This window comes from Micromonospora sp. USAFONa4 (assembly GCF_057197825.1).
On the sequence record NZ_CM170072.1, the window covers coordinates 2,311,820 to 2,324,222 of the forward strand.

Consider the following 12,403-nt stretch of genomic DNA (forward strand, 5'->3'; position numbering starts at 1 on the left):
CGGTCGGGCCACGTCGCGGGGTCGGCCCACGTCGCGAGGTTGGGCAGCCCGCGCCGCACGGTCGGGCCACGTCGCGGGTCGGGTCGCGTCGCACGGTCGGGTCGCGTCGCACGGTCGGGTCGCGTCGCACGGTCGGGTCGCGTCGCGGGGTCGGGGGCCCGGCCGTGGTCCGGAGGGGTTGGTGCGGGTCGCTTCCGGCCCGTGGTCGGCTCAGCGGGGCTGCGCGGTGCCGGAGAGCAGGGCGCGGGTGGTCTCCCAGCCCTCCACGGCCGGATCGAGGGACGCCAGGTCGCCCGGCCCACGCAGGCGCCGCCAGGCCGGGGTCACCGCCAGGTCGCCGGGTCGCGGCGCCGCCGCGCGCACGGCCGCGGGCCGCGCGGTGTCCAGGTCCAGCGCCGGCAACCACGCCGGTACGGGCAGCCGGGTGGCCACGCCGAGCAGCCCCGGCCCACCGCCCTCGACCGGGGCGACCGCGACCGGCCGGGTGGTGAGTGGGCGCAGCAGCTTGCCGATGGTCAGGCCCGGCACGTCGGGCGCGTCGCCGGCGATCACGGCCACCTGGTCGTAACCGGTGTCGGCGAGGGCGGCGAAGACGGCGTTCGGGGTCGCCTCGGGGACCTCGTACACGGCCGTGTCCGGCCAGACCACCGCGTCGGCCAACTCCCGGTCGGCCGGGGTGACGGCAACGGCCGTCTCCACCTCGTTGAGCGTGGCGAGCAGGTCGACCACGTCCTCGGCGAGCGCGGCCCGCCAGTCCACCGGGTCGGTGCCGGGCGGCGCCCAGGTCACCGGTCCGAGCAACGCCACCACCACACGTCGGGCCACCCCACGACCCTAGCCGGACGCGCCAGGAGCCACGACCCTCGGGCGAGCGGAGGCGGCGCCCGCCCGCTCGGCGAGCCCCGACATGAGCAGCCGGCTGCCGGAGCCGCGTCGAGATCTTGGCAGGAACGTGCCCCTGGAGGGGCCGTCGCGTACCAAGATCTCGCCGGGCTCCGTCCGGCAGCGCGGACGAAGCCGGCGCGGACAGCGCAGGCAGCGCCGGCGCGGACGGCGCGGGCAGCAGGCGCGGGCAGCAGGCGCGGACGGCGCGGGCAGCAGGCGTTGGCGGAGGTCGGGACGGCGGGTGGCCGGCGGCGGCGCTGAGGGCGTCAGTCGGTCAGCGGGGTGCCTGAGGCCGCCGCGACGCCCTCCAGGTAGCCGCGTGCCCGCTCGGACTTCGGGTAGCGCGCGACGAGCGCCCAGAACCGCGCGTTGTGGCTGGGCACGATGAGGTGCGCGAGCTCGTGCAGGAGCACGTAGTCGATCACCCAGTCGGGCAGCCCCTGGACGCGGTGCGAGATGCGGATCGTGCCGTCGTCCGGGGTGCAGGACCCCCACCGGCCGTTCTGGTTGGTGACCCAGCGGACGCTCGTCGGTACGGCCTGCGCGCCGTGTTCGGCGAGGTAGAGCTTGATCAGGCGGGTGGCCCGGGCGAGCAGCTCGGCGTCGGACCGGGCGAGGCGCCCCTCCCGGGCGGCGAGCCGGGCGAGCATCCGGTCGACCCACTCGCTCTCCTCGGCCCGGGAGAACTGGTCCGGGATGAGGACGACGACCCGTTCACCGTCGCGGTACGCGGACACCGTGCGTCGCCGACGCTGGCTGCGCCGCACTTCGACGACCGGCTTCCGCGCCCCTGCCATCAGCGGGCCGCGCAGCCTCGGATTCCTGTCACGAAGGAAAGCTAATGCGTACTGACCAGGGGTCCGCAAGGGTCAACACCCCGACACCCGCCCGGAAAATGGTGATTGGTCGGCAGGAGTCCCAAAAAATCTTTTGCCGGGCCACGGTGATTCGTCGCCGTCACCCTTCGTGGCGGCCGTCCGCGGGTGCGGAGGCGTCGCGCCGCTGGCCTCCGCCGGGTGCGGCGGGGCGCACCCCCACGTTAGGTGATCTCCGTGGCGGGCGCAGCTCGGGGTGCCCCGCACGGGGCATCTGGGCGGGTTCGGTCGGCGTGTCCCCGCCAAACTGACTTATCCGACGTAATTCGCCATGCACACTCTCGACGTCGACTTGCTCACAGTGACGAAGCACAGCTGACATGGAACCGCCCACACCTGGGTAGGGTCCGCGGACCAGCGGTCACGAGCGTGGCCGCGGGAGAACGACCCAGCGCCGGTGCCCGAGTGGCCCGCCGCCGGGAACCCCCGCCGGGACGGCATCGGCCGGCGGACGAGACGAGGAGGGCACCGTGGCCGACCAGGCCCAGACCTACAACGGTTACTGCGTCAAGTGCAAGGAGAAGCGGGATTTCGAGGGCCGCGTCGAGGTCTCGAAGACCGGGATGAACATGGCCAAGGGCAAGTGTCCGGTCTGCGGCACAACAGTGAACCGCATCCTGGGCAAGGCGAAGGTCTGACCCGTACGGATGCACCGGAGGGGGCGGCCGTCGGCCGCCCCCTCCGGCATGACCGCACCTCGTCCGCCGGCGCACCCGATCGCGCTCTGTCGGCTCGCCGACATGGTTACCGGCGGGTTGTGGATATCCCGGGACTTCCTGTGGACAGCCCTGGACAGGGCACCGCGCACCTGTGGACAACGATCGACGGTGAGCACGGACACGGTCACGATCGGTGTCATGCGCCGTGCCACCACGCTGCCCCGTCCCGTCCTGCTGCCGGGCCTCACCCGACTCTGGCGGGACCGCCACACCCTCCAACTCGGCGTCGAGCCGGGCCGCGCCGTGCTGCTGGAGATCGCCGACCCCCGGGCCGCCCGCCTGCTCGACCTGCTCGACGGCACCCGTAGCGAACGGCTGGTCCTGGCGCACGCCGTCGCGGCCGAGGTGGCCCCCGACGAGGCCCGCGCCCTGCTCGACGCGCTCCGGGCCGCGGGCCTGGTCGTACCCGCGCACACCCTGCTGCCGAAGGACCTGGCCGGCCCGCCGCGGGCCCGGCTCACCGCCGAGGCGGAGGCGCTCGCCCTGGCCTCGGCGCGGTTGCCCGGCACGCCCGCCCAGGTGCTGCGCCGGCGGCTGGCCGCCCGGGTGGTGGTCAGCGGCACCGGCCGCCTCGGCGCCCCGGTCGCCCTGGCGCTGGCCCAGGCCGGGGTGGGGCACGTGCACCCGGACCTGGCCGGCCCGGTGCGGCCGGCGGACCTGGTCGGCACGGGCATCCCGGCCGCCGCGCTCGGCCGTCCGCTCGCCCGGGCGGTACGCGACGCCGTCGAGCGGGGCGCCCCCGGCACGGGCACGGGCCCGCTCCGGCGGGGCCGGGTCGACCTGGTCGTCCAGCTCGGTACGGACCGGCCGGCCGCCCTGCTCGCCGCCGGTCACGCCCAGCGCCGCCAGCCGCACCTGCTGCTCGCCCTCCGGGAGGGCGTGCCCGTGGTCGGCCCGCTCGTCCGCCCACCCGCTGGCCCCTGCCTGAACTGCCTCGACCTGCACCGGGCGGACCGGGACCCGGACTGGCCGGCGCTGGCCGCCCAGCTCGCCACGGGCGCGGGTGAGCAGGCGTGTGCCACCGCGACCCTCCTGGCGGCCGGGGCGTACGCGGCGGCCGAGGCGCTGGCGCAGCTCGACGGGGGCACCCCGGAGACCCTGGGCTGCGCGGTGGAGATCACCGGGGCGGGGCGGTTCCGCCGCCGGATGTGGCCGCCGCACCCCTCCTGCGGATGTTCGCGACGGCGCCGGTGACGCCTGCGTAGGTGGGGAGGGGCACCCAGCCCGGCGGCAGAGCAGCCGCGGGCCCCCGGAGTCGGTAACAATGGCCGGGTGACCGACATCCCGCGCCGGGCCGTGTCCCGGACCGCCAAGCTCGCCGCTCTGCCGCTCGGCTTCGCCGGTCGGACCGTCCTCGGCATGGGTAAGCGCGTCACGGGGCTCGCCTCCGACGTGATCTCCGCGGAGATCCAGCAACGCACCGCCGAGCAGCTCTTCAGCGTCTTGGGGCAGCTCAAGGGCGGTGCGATGAAGTTCGGGCAGGCGCTGTCGGTCTTCGAGGCCGCCCTGCCCGAGGAGATCGCCGCCCCCTACCGGCAGGCGCTGACCAAGCTCCAGGAGGCGGCGCCGCCGCTGCCGGCGGCCAGCGTGCACAAGGTGCTCGCCGAGCAGCTCGGCCCGGACTGGCGGGACCGGTTCGTGGAGTTCGACGACACCCCCGCCGCCGCGGCCAGCATCGGCCAGGTGCACCGGGCGGTGTGGCGGGAGCCGGGCTACGGGCCGTCCGGCGCGCCGCAGACCCGCGACGTGGCTGTCAAGATCCAGTACCCGGGCGCCGGCGACGCCCTGCTCGCCGACCTCAAGCAGCTCTCCCGCCTCGGCGGGATGTTCCGGGCGATCCAGCCCGGGCTGGACGTCAAGCCGCTCCTGGCGGAGCTGCGGGAACGGATCACCGAGGAACTCGACTACGAGCTGGAGGCCGAGTCGCAGCGCGCCTTCGCCGCCGCGTACGCGGACGATCCGGAGATCCACATCCCGGCGGTGGTCTCGGCGTCGCCCCGGGTCCTGGTCACCGAGTGGGTCGAGGGCACCCCGCTGGCGGCGATCATCCGCGAGGGCACGGAGGAGCAGCGCGACGAGGCCGGCCGGCTGATGGCCATCCTGCACCTGTCCGCGCCGCAGCGGGCCGGGCTGTTGCACGCCGATCCGCACCCGGGCAACTTCCGGCTGCTGGCGGACGGCCGGCTCGGCGTGATCGACTTCGGCGCGGTGGCCCGGATGCCGGAGGGCACGCCCGAGCCGATCGGCCGCATCGCCGCGCTGGCGCTGCGGGGCGATGCCGACGAGGTGGTCGCGGGCCTGCGCTCGGAGGGCTTCATCGGTTCCACCGAGGCGATCGACGCCGAGGCCGTGCTCGACTTCCTCCGTCCGATGCTGGAGCCCATCGCCGCCGACGAGTTCCGGTTCACCCGGGCCTGGCTACGCACGGAGGCGACCCGGCTGGCCAGCCCCCGCTCCCCCGCGTACCAGTTGAGCCGGCAGCTCAACCTGCCGCCGTCGTACCTGCTCATCCACCGGGTGACGCTCGGCTCGATCGGCGTGCTCTGCCAGCTTGAGGCGAAGGCGCCCTACCGGGGCATCCTGGAGCGCTGGCTGCCCGGCTTCGCCCCGTCGGCCGGGCGGCCCTCGGCGGGCGGCTGAGCGACGGCCGCGCGACCGGACGTGACGCGCGGCACGAAGCAGACGGCGCGCAGCAGACGGCACGGCGCGCGGCGGCACGGGACGGGGGAACGCGACGAGGGGCGGTGGCCGGAATCCGGCCACCGCCCCTCGACTCTCGGTGGGGTACTAGAGAACGCCCAGGTCGCGCGCCGCTCGGTTGCGGCTGTTCATGGCGACGGTACGGGCGGAAAGGGTTGCCTCAGTGCTCGTGGTGGTACGACCGGCCTGAGGCCGGCGCATTCGAGCCCGGGACAACGCTTCGTGAAGTAGTTGCATCTCGGCGACTCCGTCAAGAACGTTCAGCATGGTGGTCAGCTCTCTCGTCGCCGGCGTGACACCGGCGTGGGTGGGTTGGATCGGGTGCATGTCAGGCCGCCAGCCGGACCGTGGTGCGCGACTCGGACAGCCCACTGGCCGCCAGTCGTGCCTCGGCCTCGACCCGGAGCGCCGCGTCGCGGGCGAGGTCCTCCTTGCGCGGACGGCCACGGGGCCGCTTGCGCGGGACGACCGCGCCACGCTCGAAGATCTCGCCGCCCCAGACGCCCCAGGGCTCGGCCCGCTCCACCGCCCCGGCCAGGCACTCGACGCGCAGCGGGCAGTCCCCGCAGAGCGACTTGGCCAGCTCGAGCTCGGCGGGCGAGTCGGAGAACCACAGGTCGGGGTCGAACTTCCGGCAGGGCAGGTTCGCCTCCACCTCGACGCTCACGTCGAGTGGGGCCAACGCCAGACTCATCGCCCGGTCACCTCTCTCTCACTTCGATCTCGTGGATCGCATTTCCGACGTACTTGGCGGGCAAAAAACTGAGGCCGCGGATCCCGGTAGCGGGTTCCGCGGCCTCGAGGTGAGCCGGTGTCTGAAGATCAGACCGGTCTACCTCGAGGTGGAACTCCGCGGGCGCCCATGTGACGCTTGACAGCATCGACGCCCTTGCCCGTGAAGCCACTGGTCCCCTGGTTTCCGTTTGGCGCGGTGGCGAGGATCAGCTCGGCCTGAGCCTCGACACGGTGCACCTGGGAAACCGACGGTCGCGCAGCGGCGAGGGCCACCCGGACAGCCGACAGCGGAGCGACGACAGCGGGCAGCGCCGCCGAACGCTCGTTGATGTAGACGATCTCCATCGGGGCCACCTCCTCTGACGTTCACTCGTGCCGATACGGTCTCTACCCCTCGTGAGCAGCCCGAATGGCGCCGCTCGCGAGGTGTGTCATGAGGCTATTCCTCGCCACGGGGCGAGGGCAAACGAATTTACGGCGAGATTTCGAAAGTTTTCTCCGGGCAGACGTCGTCGACCGCCGCGCCCGCCACCAGCGCCAGCACCGCCTCCCCGTAGAGGCCGAGTTTCCGGGGCCCGATGCCGGCGATGGCGATCAGTTCCTCCGCCCGGCCGGGGCGCCGTTCCGCGAGCGCGACCAGAGTGGCGTCGGTGAAGACCACATAGGCCGGTACCCGCTGCCCGCCGGCCACCCGCTGGCGCCACTCGTGCAGCCGTTCGTGCAGCTCCTCGTCGATGTCCGAGGGGCAGGTGGGGCAGCGGCCGAGCTTGCGGTCCGGCCCGGCGAGCAGGGTGGCGCCGCAGATCCGGCAGGAGACGATCTGGGTCCGGCGGCGCTCCGGCCGCCGCGCCGCGGGAGCGGCCCCGGCCCGCTCCGCCCCGCCGGAGCGGTCGAGCTGCGGCAGGAACCGCGAGGGCCGCCGGGCCCGCCCGCCCGGGGAGCGGGCCGAGGCGTACGACAGCCAGAGCCACTCCCTCGCCCGGGTGACGCCGACGTAGAGCAGCCGGCGCTCCTCCTCGACCTGTTCGACGGTCTTGGCGTACGTGGTGGGCAGGGTGCCCTCGGAGAGGCCGACCAGGAAGACCGCGTCCCACTCCAGGCCCTTGGCGGAGTGCAGCGAGGCCAGGGTCACCCCGTCGACCGTCGGCACGTGCTGTGCGGCGGCCCGGCGGGCCAGCTCGTCGTTGAAGTCGGCCAGGGTGACGGGGCGCTCGACCGAGGCGGCGGGCCCGATCGGAACCACCTCCGGAGTGGCCGCGTACTCCTCGGCGAGTTGCACCAGCGCGGCGAGCGCCTCCCACCGCTCGCGGGCGGCGCCACCGGCCGGGGCGGCGTCGGGGGCCCAGCCGACCGCGGTGAGCGCCTCCACCACGGCGGCGGGCAGCGGGGTCTCCCCGGGGATCGACCGGGTGGCGGCCCGCAGGGCGACCATCGCCTGCCGCACCTCGGCGCGCTCGAAGAACCGCTCGGCCCCCTGCACCACGTACGGCACCTGCGCCTCGGTCAGCGCCTTCTCGTACGCCTCGGACTGCGCGTTGGTTCGGAACAGCACGGCGATCTCCTTCGCCGGGGTGCCGGCGTCGACCAGGGCGCGGCAGCGGGCGGCCACCGCGTTGGCCTCGGCCGGCTCGTCGGTGAAGATCCGCAGCTCCGGTTCGGGGCCGGGCGGGCGCTGGCCGACCAGCTCCAGGCGCAGCCGGGCCTCGGCGCCCCGCGCCTGGGAGATCACCGCGTTGGCCAGCCCGACGACCTGCGGGGTGGAGCGGTAGTCGCGGACCAGCCGGACCACCGTCGCGCCCCGGTACCGGCGCGGGAAGTCGACGAGGTAGGCCGAGGTGGCCCCGGTGAACGAGTAGATCGTCTGGCTGGCGTCGCCGACCACGGTCAGGTCGTCCCGCCCGCCCAGCCACGCCTGGAGCAGCCGTTGCTGGAGGGGGTTGACGTCCTGGTACTCGTCGACGACGAAGTGCCGGTACTGGGCGCGGACCTGCTCGGCGACGTCCCGGTGCTCCTCGATGCCCCAGACCGCGGCGCGCAGCATGTCCTCGAAGTCGATCACCCCGTTGGACCGCTTGAGCCGCTCGTACGCCGCGAAGACCTCGGCGACGCGGGCCGGCTCGTGCGGGGTGTCCCGCATCGCCTTCGCCGCCGCGACGACGTACTCCCCCGGTTCCACCAGCGACGACTTCGCCCACTCGATCTCGCCGGCGAGGTCCCGGGCGGCCGCCCGGTCGGTGCGCAGGCCGGCCTTGGCCGCGGCGAGGGTGACCAGCCGGACCTTGCTGTCCAGCAGCTCGGGCATGGCCCGCCCCTGGAGCAGCCGGGGCGCGAAGTAGCGCACCTGGCGCAGCGCCGCCGCGTGGAAGGTGCGGGCCTGGACGCCGCCCACCCCGAGCGCGGTGAGCCGGGCGCGCATCTCGGCGGCGGCGCGGGCCGTGAAGGTCACCGCGAGCACGTGCCGGGCGGAGATCTCCCCGGAGAGCGCCCGGTGGGCGATCCGGGAGGTGACCGCGCGGGTCTTGCCGGTGCCGGCGCCGGCCAGGATGCAGACCGGGCCGGCGGGGGCGGTCACCGCCGAGCGCTGCTCGGGGTCGAGCCCGGCGAGCACGCGTTCGGATGCTGAGTGAACCACCACAGCGAGGAATTGTCTCAGCTCCGCCCGACGTTGCAGCGGTTAGCCTGGGCTTGATCGGCAAGCCGCCACGCGGACCGTTGGAGGATCTGACCATGCTGACGATGTACTCGACCCCCTGGTGCGGCTACTGCCACCGGCTGAAGTCGCAGCTCGACCGGGAGGGCATCGGCTACGAGGTGGTCGACATCGAGCAGGACGCGAAGGCCGCGGAGTTCGTGATGAGCGTCAACGGCGGCAACCAGACCGTCCCGACGCTGCGTTTCGCCGACGGCAGCGCCCTGACCAACCCCTCGATCACCCAGGTCAAGCAGCACCTGGCCACGATCGACGCCTGACCGGACGCAGCACCACCCACGAGCGGCCGCCCCTCCGGGCGGCCGCTCGTCGCGTACCACGGGAGGTCCTGACGACGCGGCGGCTCAGCGCGCCGGGCCCGGCGGGGTCGTGCCGACCACCTCCTGGCTCGCGGTGGCGGCCGGGCCGCCGGCGGTGGACCCCTCGGCGGGCCGGCGGGGGGCGGGGATCCGGACGGGTGGCGGCGGGCTGAGCGTGCGGCCGTGCCAGAGGTAGCCGCCGGCGAGCAGGGTGGCCACCCCGATCAGGGCGAACAGGACGCGGTAGTCCAGCACCCCGACGAGCAGCGCCCCCGCGCCGATCGAGAGCGCCTGCGGGCCGCTGACCACGGCCTCCGAGGCCGCGGCGACCCGGCCGAGCAGCGCCTGCGGGGTACGCCGCTGGATCAGCGTGTGCAGCCCGACCATCGTCAGCGGCAGCGACACCCCGGCCAGCAGTACGGCGACGAAGCCGAGCCAGAGGTTCGGGTACACCAGCGCCAGCGAGGCCGGCCCGAAGAACGCCACCCCGGCGGCGAGCGTGCCCACCTCGCCGGCGCGGCGCACCACGGCCGGGGAGAGCAGCCCGCCGACCAGCCCGCCGATGCCCTGCACGGTGACCAGCACGCCGACGAACGCGGCGTCCCGGCGCAACCCCTGGTCGACGTACGCGAAGATCAACGACTCGCTGAAGCCCATCGCCAGCGATCCCAGCCCGTAGCCGAGCAGCGCCCGGCGCAGCGCCGGCTCCCCGGCCAGGTGGCGCAGCCCGGCGCTCACCTCGGCCGGCCAGCGCAGCCCGGGCCCGGTGGGCGGCGTCTCAGTCGTGCGGAGCAGGCCCACCACGACAGCCGCCGAGAGGAAGCCGACCATCCCGATCACGGCCAGCATCCAGCCGCCGACGGCCGCGTAGAGGCCGGCGCCGGCCAGCGGGCCGATCAGCCGCAGCCCCTGGCGTACGGTCTGGAGCACGCCGTTGGCCTCGGCCAGCAGTTCCACCGGCACGAGCTGGCGGATCAGGCCGCTGAGCACCGCGCTGAGGGTGATGTACGACAGGCCGTAGAGGGCCGCCACCACGTAGATGATCCACACGTCGGTCCGGTCCCGCACCACGAGGAGCGGGGTGAGCAGCACGGCCGTCACCAGGTTCGCCGCCACGAAGAACGGGCGGCGGGGGTAGCGGTCGACGATCCACCCCACCAGCGGGGCCAGGGTCATCGGGGCGATGACCGCGAAGATGGTGGCGCCGGCCAGCCCGTCCGACCCGGTCAGGTCCTTCACCCAGATGGCGAGGGCCAGCAACAGGATCGACTCGGCGGCCATGCTGGCGAGCAGGCCGCCGAAGAGCAGGCGGAAATCCGGGCGGCGCAGGACGGTGCGCATGGGGTCCCTCCGGCAGGGGTGGTGCGCGGCGTGGCGCGGTCTGGGGTGGCGCGGTCGGGCCGACGGCGTCGTACCGGACGCCGCGCCCTTCCACGGTCCTCTTTTCTGCGAGACACGCCCCCGCCGGGACCTCCGGCGGGAGGCGCGCCGTCCATACTGACCGTGGGGGGCGAATTTCATACAGTTACCGTCGCGTCTGCGGCGGTCCACGGGAAAAGAGGACGTCGTGCCTCCTGCCTCACCCAGCCCGATCCTGCGCCGCCGCAGGTTGGGCACCGAGCTGCGCCGGCTGCGCGAGGCCGCGGGTCTCACGGGAGACCAGGTCATCGAGCGCATCGGCTGGGCGTCCGCGTCCAAGTTGTCCCGGCTGGAGAACGGCCGCAGCCGCCCAGACCCGGACGACGTCCGCGTGCTGCTGGATCTCTACGGCGCCGACGAGGCGCTGCGCCGGGAACTCCTCGGCATCACCGAGGAGGCCGGCGACATCTGCGGCTGGCTGCGCAACTACCCGGTGATGACCCAGCAGCAGCGCAGCTTCGCCGAGCTGGAGGCGGGCTGCGCGGAGATCTCGGAATACAACCCGGTCCTGGTGCCGGGCCTGCTCCAGACGCCGGACTACGCGTCGGTGCGGATCGCCTCGGCCCGGCAGGTCGACGAGGAGGCCGGCGACCCGGAGGCCGGTGAGGACATCGACACCGAGGTGCGCGCCCGGCTGGCCCGGCAGTCGCTGCTCACCCGCTCGACCGACGCGCCCCGCTACACGGCGGTGCTGGAGGAGGCGGCGCTCGGCGGCCGGACCGGGCCGCCGGAGGTGCTGCGCGCGCAGCTGGTGCAGCTCTGCGAACTGGCGATGCTGCCGAACGTCACGCTGCACGTGCTGCCGCGCGACACCCAGATCGGCGACTGGTACCTCCCGCCGACCGCGTTCTCGGTCTACCGGTTCGCGGATCCGCTCGATCCGGAGACGCTGGCCATCGAAGGGGGGTTCACCGACGTCATGTCGACCGAGGTAAACGCCCTAAATCGCTATAAAGTGGTGTTCGAGTGGCTATGCACGGCGGCGCTCTCCGAATCGGACACCCTCTCCTGGCTGATCGAGGCGACGGGGCGGCTGCCCGGCACGGCGACCGCGTCCACGGTGGCGTACGGGCCGGCAACGGCGCCGACCCAACGCCGCCGGTATTCCGGGCGCCTGACGGATCGGTGATCACGGGGGCCCACCGTCGGGTCGTGCGGCGCCACTCGTTCCATCGGAGCAGTTCACCTCAGGAGTGGCACGATGAACGAGATCCGCAACACGCCGTCCGTACTCGCCCAACTCGCGGACGCCCCGTGGCGTAAGAGCACGCGCAGCCAGACCTCGAACTGCGTCGAGGTCGCACCACTGAGGACCGGGCCGGTCGCGGTGGCCCTGCGGGACAGCAAGGACCAGGGCGGTCCGGTGCTGCTGTTCAACCGGGCGGGCTGGCTGGGCTTCATCGCCGGCGCGAAGAACGGACAGTTCGATCTGAACTGATCCGTCGACCGTCGCGGGGCCGCCGGCAGCGTGCCGGCGGCCCCGTCGCGTCTGCGCCGCACCACCCCGCCGACCAGGCATCCGCTGATCGGATGAGCCTCCGGACCAATCGTCGCGTTTCACTTGATGAGACGACCGCGCGGCGTAACATGACGGCAGAGTGACGTGGAACTTCCACCCGTTCCCCACCCTCGCGATTCATCCGGAGACCCGCATGCGGTTCCTGATCGTTCGCACCGACATCCGCGCCGCCGCCGACGTGGACATCGCCGCCGCCTGGGCGTGCGGTGACCGACTCCGCGACGAGACCACCGCGCCCGAGCCGCGCCGCCAGATCGTGCACGCCGAGGAGCGCGACGCCGCGCTGCTGCTGGCCCGTGCCCTCGCCACGGTCGGCGCGGTCCGCTCCGGGAAGCAGCGGGTCAAGGTGCTCCCGCTCGACGAGCCGGGCCGCGGACGGCGGGTCGCACCCGACGACCGAGGCAGCTGACCCGCACCCCAGACGTCCGTCGTGGTCGGACCGGCTCCCCCGCCGTGCTCCTTTGCCCCAGCCGACCACGGCGGCCCGTGTTCCCGGTCCGTGACCGTCGCGGCAACGGCGGCCACGGGCCGGGACCGCACGA

The 12,403-nt window shown here is 74.0% G+C and carries 13 protein-coding genes; 7 read left to right on the top strand and 6 right to left on the bottom strand.

Annotation, left to right across the window (positions count from 1 at the left end; genetic code table 11):
- Positions 1 to 210: 210 nt before the first annotated feature.
- Together AC0OO9_RS09710 and AC0OO9_RS09715 are read right to left on the bottom strand one after the other, a co-directional pair.
- Positions 211 to 825, bottom strand: a complete 615-nt coding sequence (locus tag AC0OO9_RS09710) for a hypothetical protein (protein ID WP_484517015.1) — start codon at positions 823 to 825, stop codon at positions 211 to 213.
- Between the two features lie 326 nt (positions 826 to 1,151).
- The gene (locus AC0OO9_RS09715) at positions 1,152 to 1,682 is read right to left on the bottom strand and encodes a M48 metallopeptidase family protein (RefSeq protein ID WP_132231076.1); all 531 of its coding nucleotides are present in this window, start codon (positions 1,680 to 1,682) and stop codon (positions 1,152 to 1,154) included.
- 548 nt (positions 1,683 to 2,230) lie between these two features.
- Between AC0OO9_RS09715 and AC0OO9_RS09720 the strand changes: the two genes are divergently transcribed.
- The 3 genes from AC0OO9_RS09720 to AC0OO9_RS09730 all read left to right on the top strand — a co-directional run bounded on the left by AC0OO9_RS09720 (position 2,231) and on the right by AC0OO9_RS09730 (position 5,119).
- On the top strand, positions 2,231 to 2,398 hold the full coding sequence (locus tag AC0OO9_RS09720; RefSeq protein ID WP_012014940.1) for a DUF5679 domain-containing protein: 168 nt from the start codon (positions 2,231 to 2,233) through the stop codon (positions 2,396 to 2,398).
- A 219-nt stretch (positions 2,399 to 2,617) separates the two neighbouring features.
- The gene (locus tag AC0OO9_RS09725) at positions 2,618 to 3,673 is read left to right on the top strand and encodes a TOMM precursor leader peptide-binding protein (RefSeq protein WP_484517905.1); all 1,056 of its coding nucleotides are present in this window, start codon (positions 2,618 to 2,620) and stop codon (positions 3,671 to 3,673) included.
- A gap of 78 nt (positions 3,674 to 3,751) precedes the next feature.
- On the top strand, positions 3,752 to 5,119 hold the full coding sequence (locus tag AC0OO9_RS09730) for an ABC1 kinase family protein (RefSeq protein ID WP_484517016.1): 1,368 nt from the start codon (positions 3,752 to 3,754) through the stop codon (positions 5,117 to 5,119).
- Between the two features lie 388 nt (positions 5,120 to 5,507).
- On the opposite strand, the gene AC0OO9_RS09735 is transcribed toward AC0OO9_RS09730, so the two are convergent.
- The 3 genes from AC0OO9_RS09735 to AC0OO9_RS09745 all read right to left on the bottom strand — a co-directional run bounded on the left by AC0OO9_RS09735 (position 5,508) and on the right by AC0OO9_RS09745 (position 8,549).
- Complete coding sequence (locus AC0OO9_RS09735) at positions 5,508 to 5,873, bottom strand: WhiB family transcriptional regulator (protein ID WP_088998544.1); 366 nt, start codon at positions 5,871 to 5,873, stop codon at positions 5,508 to 5,510.
- Positions 5,874 to 6,001: 128 nt separating this feature from the next.
- A complete protein-coding gene (locus AC0OO9_RS09740; protein WP_484517017.1) occupies positions 6,002 to 6,259 on the bottom strand; it encodes a hypothetical protein in 258 nt (85 codons plus the stop codon).
- A gap of 127 nt (positions 6,260 to 6,386) precedes the next feature.
- The gene (locus AC0OO9_RS09745; protein ID WP_484517018.1) at positions 6,387 to 8,549 is read right to left on the bottom strand and encodes an ATP-dependent DNA helicase UvrD2; all 2,163 of its coding nucleotides are present in this window, start codon (positions 8,547 to 8,549) and stop codon (positions 6,387 to 6,389) included.
- Positions 8,550 to 8,641: 92 nt separating this feature from the next.
- Between AC0OO9_RS09745 and AC0OO9_RS09750 the strand changes: the two genes are divergently transcribed.
- Positions 8,642 to 8,884, top strand: a complete 243-nt coding sequence (locus tag AC0OO9_RS09750; RefSeq protein ID WP_311413010.1) for a mycoredoxin — start codon at positions 8,642 to 8,644, stop codon at positions 8,882 to 8,884.
- An 84-nt stretch (positions 8,885 to 8,968) separates the two neighbouring features.
- Here AC0OO9_RS09750 and AC0OO9_RS09755 read toward each other — a convergent pair whose 3' ends face one another.
- On the bottom strand, positions 8,969 to 10,264 hold the full coding sequence (locus tag AC0OO9_RS09755) for an MFS transporter (RefSeq protein ID WP_484517019.1): 1,296 nt from the start codon (positions 10,262 to 10,264) through the stop codon (positions 8,969 to 8,971).
- Between the two features lie 226 nt (positions 10,265 to 10,490).
- Between AC0OO9_RS09755 and AC0OO9_RS09760 the strand changes: the two genes are divergently transcribed.
- The 3 genes from AC0OO9_RS09760 to AC0OO9_RS09770 all read left to right on the top strand — a co-directional run bounded on the left by AC0OO9_RS09760 (position 10,491) and on the right by AC0OO9_RS09770 (position 12,270).
- Complete coding sequence (locus AC0OO9_RS09760; RefSeq protein WP_484517020.1) at positions 10,491 to 11,471, top strand: helix-turn-helix domain-containing protein; 981 nt, start codon at positions 10,491 to 10,493, stop codon at positions 11,469 to 11,471.
- 72 nt (positions 11,472 to 11,543) lie between these two features.
- A complete protein-coding gene (locus AC0OO9_RS09765; protein WP_132231069.1) occupies positions 11,544 to 11,780 on the top strand; it encodes a DUF397 domain-containing protein in 237 nt (78 codons plus the stop codon).
- A 214-nt stretch (positions 11,781 to 11,994) separates the two neighbouring features.
- Positions 11,995 to 12,270, top strand: a complete 276-nt coding sequence (locus tag AC0OO9_RS09770; RefSeq protein ID WP_484517906.1) for a hypothetical protein — start codon at positions 11,995 to 11,997, stop codon at positions 12,268 to 12,270.
- Positions 12,271 to 12,403 lie beyond the last annotated feature (133 nt).